Here is a 15,615-nt window from a genome sequence, read left to right on the forward strand (position 1 = left end):
GGCGAAGCGCAGGGGGACGGATGCCGCAGACGGGGACGCGGGACGGGCTCACGACCGCCCAGGTGGCGGAGCGCGTCGCCGCGGGCCGGGCGAACATCCAGACGCAGCCGAGCTCACGGTCGGTCGGCGACATCCTGCGGGAGAACATCTTCACGCTGTTCAACGGCATCCTGACCGCGTGCTTCGTCGCCGTGGTCCTGCTCGGCGATCTGCGTGACGGGTTCTTCTTCGGGATCGTCGTCGTCAACGCCCTGATCGGGATCGTGCAGGAGTATCGCGCCAAGCGCGTGCTCGACCGGGCGGCGCTGCTGGCCGCGCCGCACAGCCGGGTGCGACGCGACGGAGAGGTCGTGACCGTCGCGCTGGAGGACGTCGTCATCGACGACCTGCTGGTGCTGCGTCCCGGCGACCAGGTGCCGGCGGATGCCGTGGTGCTGGAGAGCACCGGTCTCTCGCTCGACGAGTCGATGCTGACCGGCGAATCCGATCCCACGTTCAAGGACGCGGACGCGCCGCTGCTGTCGGGATCGCACGTGGTGACCGGCACCGGGCTCGCGATCGTGACCGCCGTCGGCTCGGACTCCTACGCGAGCAAGCTGACCAGCGAGATCCGCAAGCACTCGCTGGTGCGCTCCGAGCTGCGGGAGGCGACCAACCGCATCCTGGTCTACCTGTCCTGGGTGCTCGGCCCTCTCATCCTGATCACGCTGGTCGGGCGCGTGCTGACCTACGGCGGCTTCTCCGAGGTGTTCGTCGACGACCGCTGGCGCAGGGCGCTGCTGGATGCGGTGGCCGCCGTGGTGGGCATGATCCCCGAGGGCCTTGTGCTGCTGACGAGCCTCGCGTTCGGGGTGGCCGCCATCCAGCTCGCCACGCGTAAGGTGCTGGTGCAGGAGCTCGCGGCCGTCGAGGTGCTCGCCCGCGTCGACGTGCTGTGCCTCGACAAGACGGGGACGCTGACCACCGGCGAGCTGGCGCTGCACGGCACCGAGGTCGCCGGCGACGGGCACGACCTGGCCGAGACGGCGCTCGCCGCGTTCGGCTCCGACGAGGCGGGGAACGCGACCTCAGGCATCCTGGGGTCCCATTTCCGCAGCGACCGGTTCCGCGTGTCGCGCCGCATCCCGTTCAGCTCGGCGACGAAGTACAGCGCCCTCGCGATGGTGGTCGACGGCGAGGAGAGCTCGTGGGTGCTGGGAGCGCCGGAGCGCGTGCTGGAAAGGCATCCCAAGGCCCTCGCGCGCGCCACCGAACTCGCCGCGACGGGGTTGCGGACACTCGCACTCGCCCGCGCGGTGGACCCGCTGCCGACGGACGTCCACGTGCCCCTCACCGGGACGAGGGTGGAACCGTGCCTGCTCGTCCTCCTGGCCGAGACCGTGCGGCCGGAGGCGCGCGACACGCTCCGGTACTTCCGGGAGCAGGCCGTGCGCGTGGTCGTGATGTCCGGCGACAGCCCGGTCACCGTGGCCGCCATCGCGCGCGACCTGCGGTTGGAGGGGGACACTGTCGATGCCTCCACCCTGACCACCGACGAGGCCCTGGCGGATGCGCTGGAGACCGCGAGCGTGCTCGGCCGTGTCAGCCCCGACCAGAAGCGCGCCGCCGTGCGGCTGCTGCAGGAACGGGGACGGACGGTCGCCATGACAGGAGACGGCGTCAACGACGCGATGGCGGTCAAGGATGCGGACCTCGGCATCGCGATGGGCACGGGCACCGCCGCGACCAAGGCGGTGTCCCGCGTGGTGCTGCTCGACGACCGGTTCGACCGGCTGCCCGACGTGCTCGCCTTCGGGCGCCGCGTGATCGCCAACGTCGAGCGCGTCTCGAACATCTTCCTGGCCAAGACGACCTACGGCATCCTGCTCGCGCTGGTGAGCGCCGTGGTGCTGTGGCCGTTCCCGTTCCTCCCGCGCCAGCTGACGCTCGTGTCGACGCTCGCCATCGGCATCCCGTCGTTCTTCCTGGCGCTGGCGCCGAACAAGCGGATCTACACGCCGGGCGTGCTGGGCCGGGTGCTGCGGTATTCGGTGCCGACGGGACTCATCGCGGGCGTGACCGCGATCGCGGCGTACGCGCCGTTGTACGCGAGCATCCCGCTGCACGAAGCGCGCAGTGTCACCACGGTGGCGCTGTTCTGCGTGTCGCTCTGGATCCTCTGCGTGCTGACCCGTCCGCTCACCGGGGTGCGCTGGCTGCTGCTCGCGGCGGTCGCGGCGGCCTTTGTGCTGGTGTGCGTCATCCCGTTCACGGCGTCGTTCTTCGAGATGCACGTCAGCCTGGACGGGGCGCTGGCGTGGGGGGTCGCGGTCGGGGCGGTGGGAGCGGCGGGCGTCGAGCTCTTCTACCGCTTCGCCAAGCGGCGCGGCCTGGTGTTCGACCGCCTCTGACCGTGGTAGTTTTATCTCGACGTCAAGATACTTTCGCGCTCGGTGGCCAGGGCTCGCCCCCCGGAAAACACTTAGGCTTACCTTGCTGGAAAGGCGCTTCGACGGACGACGAAGATGAACGAGGCGTGCGTGAACATCGCCTGCCGATGAAGGAGAGGGCATTGTGGCTGCTACGAACAGTTTCGGCGCAAAGAAGACGCTGACCGTCGGGTCGCGGGACTACACGATCTTCGCGATCGACCAGGTGGACGGGTACCAGCGGCTGCCGTTCAGCCTCAAGGTCCTGCTCGAGAACCTGCTCCGCACGGAGGACGGCGCGAACATCACCGCCGACCACATCCGCGCGCTCGGAAGCTGGGACCCTGCGGCCGAGCCGAACACCGAGATCCAGTACACGCCGGCCCGCGTGATCATGCAGGACTTCACCGGCGTCCCCTGCATCGTCGACCTCGCGACCATGCGTGAGGCGGTCTCCGCCCTCGGTGGCGACCCGAAGAAGATCAACCCGCTCGCGCCGGCCGAGATGGTCATCGACCACTCGGTCATCGCCGACCTGTTCGGCACGGAGAATGCGCTGGAGCGGAACACCGACCTCGAGTACGAGCGCAACGGCGAGCGATACCAGTTCCTCCGCTGGGGCCAGACCGCGTTCGACGACTTCAAGGTCGTCCCGCCGGGCACCGGCATCGTCCACCAGGTCAACATCGAGTACCTGGCGCGCGTCACCATGACCCGCGAGATCGAGGGAGAGCTGCTCGCCTACCCGGACACCTGCGTCGGCACCGACTCCCACACCACCATGGTGAACGGCCTGGGTGTGCTCGGCTGGGGCGTCGGCGGCATCGAGGCCGAGGCGGCCATGCTGGGCCAGCCGGTCTCGATGCTCATCCCCAAGGTCGTCGGGTTCAAGCTGACCGGCGCCATCCCGACCGGCGTGACCGCGACGGACGTCGTGCTCACCATCACGCAGATGCTGCGCAAGCACGGCGTGGTCGGCAAGTTCGTCGAGTTCTACGGAGCCGGCGTCGCCGAGGTGCCCCTCGCGAACCGCGCCACCATCGGCAACATGAGCCCCGAGTTCGGCTCCACCGCCGCCATGTTCCCGATCGATGCCGTGACCCTCGACTACCTGCGCCTCACCGGCCGGAGCGAGGAGCAGGTCCAGCTCGTCGAGGAGTACTCCAAGGCCCAGAGCCTGTGGCACGACCCGTCGGTCGAGCCGGTCTACAGCGAGTACCTCGAGCTCGACCTCTCGACGGTCGTCCCGTCCATCGCCGGTCCGAAGCGGCCGCAGGACCGCATCGAGCTGACGCAGGCGAAGGACCAGTTCGAGAAGGACCTCGTCGACTACGCCGACGTCTCGCACGACCTCGTCGACCTCACCATCTCCGAGTCGTTCCCTGCGTCCGACCCGGGGGAGCTGTCGCCGGAGGACGACCGCAGCATCCACGTGCACACCCACCACAGCCACTCGCCCAAGACGGCCTCCAGCCCCACGCCGGTGACCCTCAAGGAGAGCGGCGAGGACTTTGTCCTCGACCACGGCGCCGTCGCGATCGCGGCGATCACGTCGTGCACCAACACGTCGAACCCGTCGGTCATGCTCGCCGCCGGCCTCCTGGCCCGCAACGCGGCGCAGAAGGGCCTCAAGGCCAAGCCGTGGGTCAAGACAACGCTGGCCCCGGGCTCCAAGGTCGTCACCGACTACTACGAGAAGGCGGGCCTGACGAAGGACCTGGAGGCGCTCGGCTTCTACACAGTCGGCTACGGCTGCACGACCTGCATCGGCAACTCCGGTCCGCTGCTCGACGAGATCTCCGAGGCGGTCAACCAGAACGACCTGGCCGTCACCGCGGTGCTCTCGGGCAACCGCAACTTCGAGGGCCGCATCAACCCCGACGTGAAGATGAACTACCTGGCGAGCCCGCCGCTGGTCATCGCCTACGCGCTCGCCGGTTCGATGAACTTCGACTTCGAAGTCGACCCGCTGGGCACCGACAGCGAGGGCAACGACGTCTTCCTCAAGGACATCTGGCCCGACGCCGCCGAGGTGCAGCAGACCATCGACTCGTCCATCAACGAGGGGATGTTCGTCCACCAGTACGCGTCCGTCTTCGAGGGCGACGAGCGCTGGAAGTCGCTGCCCACCCCGACCGGCTCGGTGTTCGAGTGGGACGAGAAGTCGACCTACGTGCGGAAGCCCCCGTACTTCGACGGCATGACGCTCGAGACGACCCCGATCACGGACATCTCGGGTGCGCGCGCCCTCGCCAAGCTCGGCGACTCGGTCACCACCGACCACATCTCGCCTGCAGGCTCGATCAAGGGCGACAGCCCGGCCGGTCAGTACCTCACCGAGCACGGCATCGACCGCAAGGACTTCAACTCGTACGGCTCGCGCCGAGGCAACCACGAGGTGATGATCCGCGGCACGTTCGCGAACATCCGCCTGCGGAACCAGCTGCTGGACGGCGTGGAGGGCGGCTACACCCGTGACTTCACGCAGGCCGGCGCCCCGCAGTCGTTCATCTACGACGCGTCGCAGAACTACCAGGAGCAGGGCATCCCGCTCGTCATCCTCGGCGGCAAGGAGTACGGCTCCGGCTCGTCGCGCGACTGGGCGGCGAAGGGCACCAGCCTCCTCGGCGTCCGCGCGGTGATCACCGAGAGCTTCGAGCGCATCCACCGCTCGAACCTGATCGGCATGGGCGTCGTCCCGCTGCAGTTCCCGGCGGGCGAGTCGGCCGACTCGCTGGGCCTCGACGGCACCGAGGTCTTCTCGATCACGGGCCTGACGGAACTCAACGAGGGCACTACGCCCAAGACCGTGCACGTCGTCGCCGAGCCGAGCGAGCACTCGCCCGCCGGCAAGCAGACCGTCGAGTTCGACGCGGTCGTCCGCATCGACACCCCCGGTGAGGCCGACTACTACCGCAACGGCGGCATCCTGCAGTACGTGCTCCGGAGCCTCGTCTGAGGTCGTAGGTGTCAAGGGGAGGCTCGGAACGGGATGTTCCGAGCCTCTCTTGATATCCGCGCGCCTAGACTCGAAAGCATGGGCATCCTCGAGACCATCCACGGTCCCCGCGACCTCGATCGCTTGACGGATCGGGAGCTCGTTCAGCTTGCCGCCGAGGTGCGGGCCTTCCTGGTCGCCAACGTGTCGAAGACCGGCGGGCACCTGGGCCCCAACCTGGGCGTAGTGGAGACGACCATCGCCATCCACCGGGTGTTCGACTCGCCGCGCGACGCGGTCGTGTTCGACACCGGGCACCAGTCGTACGTGCACAAGCTGCTCACCGGCCGCCAGGACTTCTCGCAGCTGCGACAGCGCGGCGGCATGGCCGGCTACCCGCAGCGCTCGGAGTCGGAGCACGACATCGTCGAGAGCTCGCACGCGTCGTCGTCCCTGTCGTGGGCCGACGGCATCTCGCGCGCCTTCGAGCTGACCGGCCAGAGCGACCGCCACGTCGTCGCCGTCGTGGGTGACGGCGCCCTCACCGGTGGCATGACGTGGGAGGCGCTTAACAACATCTCCGACGACAACAACCGCAAGCTGATCATCGTCGTCAACGACAACGGCCGCTCGTACGCGCCGACCATCGGCGGCATGGCGCGCTTCCTGAACACGGTCCGCACGCGCAAGAGCTACCGCAGCCTCTACCTCACCTCGCAGCGCGCGTTCGACAAGCTGGGCACCCCGGGGCGCTCGTTCTACCGCGGCGTCCGCGGCGGACTGCACGGCTTCCTCAGCCGGTTCTCCAACACCGAGGCGCTCTACTCGAACCTCGACATCAAGTACATCGGCCCGATCCACGGCCACGACATCGAGGCGATGCAGGAGGCACTCCGCCAGGCCAAGAACTACGGCGCGCCCGTCATCGTCCACGCGATCACCCAGAAGGGACGCGGCTACGAGCCGGCCCTGCGCGACGCCGCCGACCAGTTCCACTCGGTCGGCCAGATCGACCCGGAGACCGGCGAGCCGATGGACGGCTCGAGCAAGCAGCTGTGGACGGACGTCTTCGCCGACGAGATCGTCCGCCTCGCCGAGAAGGACCCGAAGATCGTCGGCATCACCGCCGCGATGCTGCGCCCGACCGGCCTGCACAAATTCGCCGAGCGTTTCCCCGAGCGCGTGCACGACGTCGGTATCGCCGAGCAGCACGCGGTCACCAGCGCCGCCGGGCTCGCCTACGGCGGGTTGCATCCCGTCGTCGCCATCTACGCCACCTTCATGAACCGCGCGTTCGATCAGGTGCTGATGGATGTGGGGCTCCACAAGGCGGGCGTGACCTTCGTCCTCGACCGGGCCGGGGTGACGGGTCCGGACGGGCCGAGCCACCACGGCATCTGGGACCTCGCCGTCCTGCAGGTCGTCCCGAACATCCGGCTGGCCGCTCCGCGCGACGGAACCCGTTTCCGCGAGGAGCTCGCTGAGGCCGTCGCGGTGGATGACGCGCCCACGGTGCTGCGCTTCCCCAAGGGCGCGGTGCTGCCGGACATCGAAGCGGTACGCCGCCTCGACGACGGCGTGGATGTGCTGCGCGAGGGCGACCGCAAGGATGTGCTCCTCGTCACCGTCGGCCCGATGGCAGACCTGGGACTGAAGGTCGCCGACCGCCTGGCCGCGCAGGGCATCGGCGCGACCGTGGTCGACCCGCGCTGGGTGGTTCCGGTGCCGAAGAGCATCCTGACTCTGGCCGCCGAGCACCGCATCGTCGTGACCATCGAGGACGGTATCCGGGTCGGGGGCATCGGCACGCGCGTGCGTCAGGACCTCCGCGGCGCCGGCATCGACACGGCGGTAGACGAGCTTGGACTCCCGGACGCGTTCATCGACCACGCCTCGCGCGACCAGATCCTCGAGGACGCGGGCCTCACGCCGCAGAAGATCGCGCGCGACCTCGTCGCGCAGGTGCTCGGCAGCCGCGTCCCGATCGCGCGTCCCCTCCCGGACGACGACACCTCCGACGAGGGCGTCCCGGCCAAGAAGCGCCGCGCCTGACCCTTCGTGCGCCGGCCGACGCGCGCGAGATTTGCGCCAAATGATCGTTGTGGCGCCGCCAGAACCGAGATTTGGCGCAAATCTGAGAGAGTGCGGGCAGGTTGACTTGGAGTGCACTCGAAGTCGTAACGTGACGGTATGACCGATACACGGACGGCGATGTCGATCTCCGACGTCGCCGAAAGGACCGGACTCACCACCCACACGCTGCGCTACTACGAGCGTGAGGGCCTCATGCTCACGCCCGTCGAGCGCGCATCCTCCACACATCGGCGCTACACCGAGGCGGACGTCACCTGGGTGACATTCCTCACCCGGCTGCGCTCGACCGCGATGTCCATCGCCACCATGCGTTAGTACGTCGTACTGGCCCGCCGGGGCGATGTCACGGAGCCGGAACGGCTGGAGCTGCTGCTCCGCCACCGGATGGCCGTGGTGCGGCAGGTGGAGGAGATGACGGCGAGTCTGGCGGCCATCGATTACAAGATCGACCTGTACCAGCGCAACACCGGTCAGGTCATGGAAGGGAACGACGCATGAAGACGATCGCACTGGGAACCGAGAAGCTGGAGGTCTCGCAGCTGGGCCTCGGCTGCATGGGCATGTCCGCGTTCTACACGGGCGCGGGGGCCGACGAGGCGGGATCGATCCGCACCATCCACCGGGCCATGGAGCTGGGCGTCACCTTCTTCGACACCGCTGAGATGTACGGGCCATACGCGAACGAGGAGCTGCTGGCCAAGGCGTTCGCCGACGGCCGCCGCGACCGGGTGGTCATCGCGACCAAGTTCGGCACCCTCAAGCACCGTGAGAACGACGAGCGCGGCCTGGACGGCTCCCCGGAGAACGTGCGGCTCTCGGTCGAAGGGTCGCTGCGGCGGCTCCAGACCGACCACATCGACCTCTACTACCAGCACCGGATGGACCCGGACACGCCGATCGAGGACACCGTGGGCGCGCTGAAGGAGCTGATCGAGGAGGGCAAGATCCGCCACTACGGCCTGTCCGAGGCGGCGCCCGCGACCATCCGTCGCGCCAATGCGGTCCACCCGGTGACGGCCATCCAGACCGAGTACTCGCTGTGGACGCGCGATCCGGAGGCGGAGGTGCTGCCGACCGTGCGTGAGCTCGGGATCGGCTTCGTCCCGTATTCGCCGCTGGGCCGCGGCTTCCTGACCGGTACCATCCGGTCGCTCGACGAGCTGTCCGAGGACGACTTCCGGCGCTTCAACCCGCGCTTCGAGGGCGACAACCTGGAGGCGAACATCCGGATCGTGGAGCAGGTGGATGGGGTCGCCCGCGAGATCGGGGCGACGCCCGGCCAGGTCGCGCTCGCGTGGCTGCTGTCCAAGGGCGACGACATCGCGCCGATTCCCGGCACCACCAAGGTGGCCAACCTGGAGCAGAACGTCGCTGCGACCGAGCTGCACCTGAACGACGAGCAGCTCGCCCGCCTGGACGCGGTGGCCGCGCCCGTCGGCGACCGCTACCCGGACATGTCCGGCGTCAACCGCTGACGACACCTGCCTGACGCAACACGCCGTCCACCCCGAAGGGTGGACGGCGTGTTGCGTCAACTAGCCGGGCGTTACGCGACGCCCTTGATCGGCGGGTGGTGGAACGTGTCGCCGAACACACGCTCCGACGCTCCGACCCGGTCGAGGTACGGCGTGATGCCGCCCATCTGGAACGGGAAGCCGGCGCCGAGGATCATGCACAGGTCGATGTCCTCCGGAGCCTCGACCACGTGGTCGTCGACCAGCATCCGGTGGATCTCGTCGGCCAGGCCGTCCTCGAGGGTGCGGAGGATCTGCTCCTTCGTCCACGGGGTCTTGCCGCCCGAGACGATCTTGGCCGCGCCCTTGTCGAGGCCCTTCACCTTGCCCTTGGCGTCCTTCTCCAGGAGCGTGCCGTACTCGGCCAGCTTGTGGAGGTTCTCCGACCGGTAGAACCGGTCCGGGAAGGCCGCGTGGTGGGTGTCGAGGACGTGCGCTCCGACCTTCAGCCCGACGAGGTCGAGCAGAGCGGACGGCGCCATCGGCAGGCCCAGCGGCGCGATGGCCTCGTCGACCACCTCGAACGGCGTGCCGTCGTCGACCGCGTGCATCGCATCCCCGAGGATCTTGGCCAGGATGCGGTTGACCACGAAGCCGGGGGTGTCCGCCGTGATGACCGCATTCTTCTTGAGCGCAGCGGCCGTCACCATCGCGGTGGACAGCGTCGCCTCGTCGGTGTGCGGCGTCTTCACGACCTCGATCAGCGGCATGACCGCGACCGGGGTGAAGAAGTGGAAGCCGACCAGCCGCTCCGGGTGCTTCAGCTTCGCGCCGATCTGCTCCACCGACAGCGAGGACGTGTTGGTCGCCAGCACGGCGTCGTCGGAGATGAACTGCTCCACCTGCTCGAAGACGTCCTGCTTGACGCCGAGCTCCTCGAAGACGGCCTCGATGACCCAGTCGCAGTCGGCGAAGTCGGCCTTGTTCGTCGTCCCGGTGACCAGTGCGCGCAGGCGGTTGGCCTCGTCGGGCGAGATGCGGCCCTTCTCCTGCAGCTTGCCGATCTCGTCGTGGATGTACGCCACGCCCTTGTCGACGTGCGCCTGATCGAGGTCGGTGATCACCACGGGCACCCGCAGCCGGCGGACGAACAGCAGCGCGAACTGGCTGGCCATGTACCCGGCGCCGATGACGCCGATCTTGGTGACCTTCTTCGCGACCTTCCGGTCCGGAGCGCCGGCCGGGCGCTTCGCCCGCTTCTGCACCAGGTTGAACGCGTAGATGCTCGCCTGGAACTGGTCGCCCGAGATGAGCTCGGCGAGCGCGTCGTCCTCCAGAGCGAATCCGGCCTCGCGGTCGTTCGACTTGGCCGCCTTCAGCAGGTCGAGAGCCCGGTACGGCGACTTCGGAACGGTGCCGATGCGCGACTCGAGCATCTTGCGCGCGATGCCGATGGCGGCATCCCACTTCACCATGCGCTCGATCTTGCCCGGCTCGTTCGGACGCTTCACGACGACCTCGCCGGTGAGCACCTTGTCGGCCCACTTCAGCGAGTCCTCCAGGAAGTTCGCCGAGTCGAAGATCGCGTCCGCGATGCCGAGGTCGAAGACCTCCTGCGGCTTGAGCATCCGGTTCTGCTTGAGCGGGTTCTCGATGACGACCTTGAGGGCGTTCTCGATGCCGATCAGGTTCGGCAGGATGGTCGCGCCTCCCCAGCCCGGGATGAGTCCGAGGAAGACCTCCGGGAGGGCGAAGGCCGCCGCGTTGCGGTCGATGGTGCGGTAGTCGGCGTTCAGGCCGATCTCCACGCCGCCGCCGAGCGCCAGCCCGTTGGTGAACACGAAGGACGGGACGCCGAGGGTCGCCTGCTTGCCGAGCACGTAGTGGCCGAGCTGGGGGAGGAGCTTGGCGACCTCGACGCTCGGGATATCGCCCACGCGGCTCAGGTCGGCTCCCGCCGCGAGGATGAACGGCTTGCCGGTGACGGCGACCGCATCGATCTCGCCCTTCTTCGCCCGGCCGGCCAGCTCGTCGAAGGTCTTCCCCAGCTCCAGGAGCGTCGCCGGGCCCATCGTGTTGGGGCGCGTGTGGTCGCGTCCGTTGTCGAGGGTCACCAGGGCGAGGGTCTTACCGCTGCGGAGCCGCACATCCTTCACGAAGGAGTGGGTGACGACCTCGTCGTCGGTGAGGTCCGCGAGCGGGCTGAAGTCGATCTTGCTGTAGTCCGTCACTGAGGCTCAGCCCTTCCGCGCAGCGCGCTTGTCGTAGTTCGGGTTCTCCCAGATGACGGTGCCGCCCTGGCCGAGGCCGACGCACATCGCCGTGATCCCGTAGCGGACCTCCGGGTGCTCGGCGAACTGGGCCGCCAGCTGGATCATGAGGCGCACGCCGCTCGCCGCGAGCGGGTGGCCGATCGCGATCGCGCCGCCCCAGCGGTTGACGCGGGGGTCCTCGTCGTCGATGCCGAAGTGGTCGAGAAACGACAGCACCTGGATGGCGAAGGCCTCGTTGAGCTCGAACAGCCCGATGTCGTCGATGCTGAGGCCGGCCTTGTGGAGCGCCTTCTCGGTCGACGGGACGGGACCGATCCCCATGATCTCCGGCTCGACGCCGGCGAACGCGAAGCTGACCATCCGCATCTTCGGGGTCAGCCCGAACTCCTTCACCGCGTCGGAGGACGCGAGCAGGCTGGCGGTGGCGCCGTCGGTCAGCGGGGACGAGTTGCCCGCGGTGACGCGGCCGTGCGGCCGGAATGGGGTCTTCAGCGTGGCGAGACCCTCCATGGTGGTCTGCGGGCGCATCCCCTCGTCCTCCGTGGCGAGCCCCCAGCCGGACTCCGAACGGATGGCGACGGTCACCAGGTCGGGCTGGATCTTGCCCGCGTCGTACGCGGCGGCGAGCTTGTGCTGGCTGCGCATCGCGAAGCGGTCGGAGCGCTCCTTGGTGAGGGCCGGGAACCGGTCGTGGATGCGCTCGGCGGTCATGCCCATGTTGAGGGCGTCCTCGGCGACCATCTTCTCGGAGAGGAACCGCGGGTTGGGGTCGGCGCCGAATCCCATCGGGTGGCGGCCCATGTGCTCGACGCCGCCGGCGATCGCCAGGTCGTAGGCGCCGAACGCGATGCCGGAGCCGAGCGTGGTGACGCTCGTCATGGCGCCCGCGCACATCCGGTCGATGGCGAATCCCGGTACCGACTTCGGCAGGCCCGCGAGGAGCGCAGCCGTGCGGCCGAGGGTCAGGCCCTGGTCGCCCTGCTGGGTGGTCGCGGCGATCGCCACGTCGTCGATCCGGTCCTTGGGCACCTGCGGGTTGCGCTCCATCAGGTCGATCATCGCCTTCACGACGAGGTCGTCAGCGCGGGTGTTCCAGTACTGCCCTTTTTCGCCGGCTCGTCCGAACGGAGTGCGGACTCCGTCGACGAACACGACATCGTTCTTCTCGGCCACAGTGCCTCCCAAATCAAGGTCGGAAACGATCCTAGGTACACCGCTGTGCACGAAAAGAATCGTTTGATCCTTCCTACGAAGCGGGTTCGGACCCCTCGTCGGCCGTTTGGGTGCTTTCCACAAAAGCCTGGGCGATCACCTGTGAGGTTGCGGCAACCTGCCAGGGCCGCGCTCCATGCGCCGCGAGCGCTTCGCCGACGGACTCCGGCGTGATCTCGGCCGGCGGCGTCCAGGCGACGCGACGCAGGGTGTCGGGAGTGAGCAGGTTCTCGAGCGGGATCGCGCGCTCCGCCGAGACGGTCGCGAGCGCCGTCCGTGCCGCCTTCAGGCGCGCATCCGCCTCGGGGTTGCGGTCCGACCACGCGCGCGGCGGGGGAAGCGTGTCGCCGCTCCCGCGGAGCACGGGGAGGTCGTCGGTGGTGCGGCCCGCCTCGATCGCGTTCCACCAGCGGTCGAGCTCGGAGCGGCTCGCCCGGCCGGTGAAGTCGCGCATCGCCGCGAGCGCCCGCTTGCTGTCCGGCATCGCCTTCGCTGCAGCGGTGAGGGAGGCATCCGGGACAAGGCGGCCGGGTGCGGTGTCCAGCTCGCGTGCGAGCGCATCCCGGGTCAGCCACAGCTCGCGGGCGACCGCGAGGTTGCGCAGGCCGCGGATGGAGTGGATGCCCGACAGCCGCCGCCAGGGCTCGCTGCGCACGGGCACCAGCTCGCGCACGAGCTCGTCGGCGAACTCCTGGCGCGCGATGTCCATCTTCCCGGACTCGTCGAGCAGCGCGGCGATGGCGTCGCGCAGATCGGGAAGCAGCTCGACGTCCAGGGCGGCGTAGTCGAGCCAGGGCTGGGGGAGCGGACGCGTCGACCAGTCGGCTGCGCTGTGCTCCTTCGCCAGGTGGATGCCGAGCAGCTCCTCCACGACCGTCCCGAGGCCGACGCGCGGCATCCCGAGGAGTCGTGCCGCCAATTCGGTGTCGAAGACCCTCGACGGGTCGAGGCCGACCTCGCGCAGGCAGGTGAGGTCCTGCGTTGCTGCGTGCAGCACCCACTCCTCGTCGTGGATGGCGTCGTCCAGCTCGTCGAAGCGGCCGACCGCCGGCGGGTCGAACAGGAAGGTGCCGGCTCCGCGCCGGAAGACCTGGATGAGGTACGCCCGCTGCGAGTAGCGGAAGCCGCTCGCACGTTCCGCGTCGACGGCGACGGGACCGGTTCCGGCGGCGATGCGTTCGACCGCCGAGAGGTAGCTGCTGCGCGAATCGATGACCGTGTATTCAGGCACGCGGTGCCTTCCTGGGCGTCGCCGCCCGGGAACTGAGCAGGCTCACCCCCTCGCCGGTCGGAGGAAGGCCCGCGAGCATGCACAGCAGCTCGCCCCATCCCTCGACATGCGCGGAGACGTCCGACTCGAGAGGGCTCCAGGAGGCGCGCAGCTCGATCTGCGAACCGTCGCCCTGCGCGGCGAGCTCGCCGAACCCGGTGGAGATGATCTTGGTGGCGGTGCCGCTGGCGGCCGTGTAGTGCGCGTGGCGGGCATCGAGCGCATCCACCAGCCAGGACCAGGCGACGTCCGCGAGGAACGGGTCCAGCCCGATATCGGTCTCCAGCGGTGCCTGCGCGAAGCACACGACGCGGAACGGGCCGCCCCACGCCTCCGGCTCGTCCGGGTCGTAGAGCAGGATGAAACGTCCGGTGCCGAGGTCCGAGTCGCTGCCGTGCCGGGCCGGGCGCACGTCCGCCGCGAGCGCGACGGAGTACGGGGCCAGCTGCGCGGGCGCGGGGATCTCTTCGATCACGAGTTCCGGACGCGACACTGCGGCTCGGATGGACTGCAGCGCCGTGGCGAACTCCGCCGGATGCTGCGGTGGGGATGTCGGTGTCGGCACGCTTCGAACACTAGAAGCCTTTGCGGGCTCCTGTCAGTACGGCACGCCGCCTGAGGAAGTCCTGAGGGCACGCGCGGGCGCCCGCCGGTACGCTGCACACTATGGCTTCAGGCGGCACGGGATCGGCGTTCGGGAAGGCACTCGGCACGGCGGCGGTCGTCGCCGGGGGACTGGTCCTCGCGACCGCGGGCCTGGCCGCGTGGGCGACCACGCGGGTCGCCCGCACCGTCATCACCCCCGTACGGCGTCGGCCGCAGAACCAGACCATCCGCTCCTTCGACGAGGGGCTCGGTACCGTCACCCTGCGGAACACGGCGGATTCGGCGATGCCCGGCCGGTTCGGGCTGTGGTGGGGTGGGGAGACGTCATTCGCCAAGGTCGGCGGGCTCATCGAGCTCGGTGACGGCAGCGTCACGCGCGAACTGGAGCGCGTCGAGTTCGGGGAGCTGCGAGCGGGCCGGGCGCGGATCAGCGGCTACTACTACCTGCAGCCGGAGGAGCTCGGGCTCCCGGTCACCAGCGTGGAGATCGCCACCGACCTCGGTCAAGCGCCCGCCTGGGTGTTCCCCGCGCCGGACGACGCGGACTCGGGCCGGTGGGCCATCCAGGTGCACGGGTGGGGCGCCTCCCGTCAGGAGGGGCTGCGTTCCGTGCGCGTCTTCCATGACGCCGGGTTCACGTCGCTGCTAGCGTCGTACCGCAACGACGGGGATGCGCCGGAGAGCGCCGATCGCCGCTACGGCCTCGGCGGCACGGAGTGGCGCGACATCGAGGCCGCCGTCGACTACGCAGTGGAACACGGCGCCCGCTCGGTGGTGCTCATGGGCTGGTCGATGGGCGGCGCGGTCGTGCTGCAGACGATCACCCGCTCACGGTCGCTGGAGCACGTGACCGGCATCGTGCTCGAGTCGCCCGTCATCGACTGGGTCGACACCCTCGAGTACCAGGGCAACCTGCTGCGCCTGCCGGACGTCATGACCCGCGCCGCGATGCGACTCATCGAGGCGGAATGGAGCGGCCCGATCACGGGCCAGGGCGCCCCGATCGACCTGCGCAGCATGGACTTCGTCGCGCGCGCCTCCGAGTTGAGCCTGCCCATGCTGATCCTGCACAGCGACGACGACGGCTTCGTCCCCTCCACCGGCTCGCGGGCGCTCGCCGAGGCCCGCAGCGACATCGTCACCCTGGTGCCGTTCGACACGGCGCTCCACACGAAGCTGTGGAACTACGACGAGGCCAAGTGGACGGGCGCGATCGCCGGGTGGCTGGCCGAGCATGTGCCGGCCGCGGCCTCCGCCGCTGCGGTTGCTGCCCCTGCGGTCGCTGCCGTCGGAGATCCCGATCCCATCGAAGGGGATCCGGCCGCCTGAGCGCCGAATCTCCTTCCGCACCGCGGTGCGT

10 protein-coding genes are annotated in these 15,615 nt (G+C 69.2%); 6 read left to right on the forward strand and 4 right to left on the reverse strand.

The genetic code is table 11. The features are described from left to right. Positions 1–20: 20 nt before the first annotated feature. The 5 genes from QRN40_RS14585 (at position 21) to QRN40_RS14605 (ending at position 8,915) form a co-directional block, all read left to right on the forward strand. A complete protein-coding gene (locus QRN40_RS14585; RefSeq protein ID WP_285116445.1) occupies positions 21–2,390 on the forward strand; it encodes an HAD-IC family P-type ATPase in 2,370 nt (789 codons plus the stop codon). 163 nt (positions 2,391–2,553) lie between these two features. Next, positions 2,554–5,367: an aconitate hydratase AcnA gene (gene acnA / locus QRN40_RS14590; RefSeq protein ID WP_285116446.1), complete on the forward strand. Its 2,814-nt coding sequence runs from the start codon at positions 2,554–2,556 to the stop codon at positions 5,365–5,367. Between the two features lie 78 nt (positions 5,368–5,445). After that, a complete protein-coding gene (gene dxs, locus QRN40_RS14595; protein WP_285116447.1) occupies positions 5,446–7,398 on the forward strand; it encodes a 1-deoxy-D-xylulose-5-phosphate synthase in 1,953 nt (650 codons plus the stop codon). Positions 7,399–7,536: 138 nt separating this feature from the next. Then, positions 7,537–7,755, forward strand: a complete 219-nt coding sequence (locus tag QRN40_RS14600) for a MerR family transcriptional regulator (RefSeq protein ID WP_285116448.1) — start codon at positions 7,537–7,539, stop codon at positions 7,753–7,755. Between the two features lie 179 nt (positions 7,756–7,934). Beyond that, positions 7,935–8,915, forward strand: coding sequence for an aldo/keto reductase (locus QRN40_RS14605; RefSeq protein ID WP_285116449.1), 981 nt, complete (start codon positions 7,935–7,937; stop codon positions 8,913–8,915). Between the two features lie 71 nt (positions 8,916–8,986). On the opposite strand, the gene QRN40_RS14610 is transcribed toward QRN40_RS14605, so the two are convergent. The 4 genes from QRN40_RS14610 to QRN40_RS14625 all read right to left on the reverse strand — a co-directional run bounded on the left by QRN40_RS14610 (position 8,987) and on the right by QRN40_RS14625 (position 14,214). After that, positions 8,987–11,125 carry a 3-hydroxyacyl-CoA dehydrogenase NAD-binding domain-containing protein gene (locus tag QRN40_RS14610; RefSeq protein ID WP_285116450.1) on the reverse strand — a complete coding sequence of 713 codons (2,139 nt, stop codon included), beginning with the start codon at positions 11,123–11,125 and terminating at the stop codon, positions 8,987–8,989. Between the two features lie 6 nt (positions 11,126–11,131). Then, a complete protein-coding gene (locus QRN40_RS14615) occupies positions 11,132–12,340 on the reverse strand; it encodes a thiolase family protein (protein ID WP_285116451.1) in 1,209 nt (402 codons plus the stop codon). A 73-nt stretch (positions 12,341–12,413) separates the two neighbouring features. Continuing rightward, a complete protein-coding gene (locus QRN40_RS14620) occupies positions 12,414–13,610 on the reverse strand; it encodes an HRDC domain-containing protein (RefSeq protein WP_285116452.1) in 1,197 nt (398 codons plus the stop codon). After that, positions 13,603–14,214 (reverse strand): DUF3000 domain-containing protein, encoded by a 612-nt coding sequence (locus QRN40_RS14625; protein WP_285116453.1) that lies wholly within the window; start codon positions 14,212–14,214, stop codon positions 13,603–13,605. Before QRN40_RS14625 ends, QRN40_RS14620 begins: the two co-directional genes overlap by 8 nt. Before the next feature lie 101 nt (positions 14,215–14,315). Here QRN40_RS14625 and QRN40_RS14630 point away from each other — a divergent pair, with 101 nt between their 5' ends. Next, positions 14,316–15,584 carry an alpha/beta hydrolase family protein gene (locus QRN40_RS14630; RefSeq protein WP_285116454.1) on the forward strand — a complete coding sequence of 423 codons (1,269 nt, stop codon included), beginning with the start codon at positions 14,316–14,318 and terminating at the stop codon, positions 15,582–15,584. Positions 15,585–15,615: the final 31 nt, after the last annotated feature.

It is taken from the genome of Leifsonia sp. fls2-241-R2A-40a, from assembly GCF_030209575.1.
Lineage (GTDB): Bacteria > Actinomycetota > Actinomycetes > Actinomycetales > Microbacteriaceae > Leifsonia.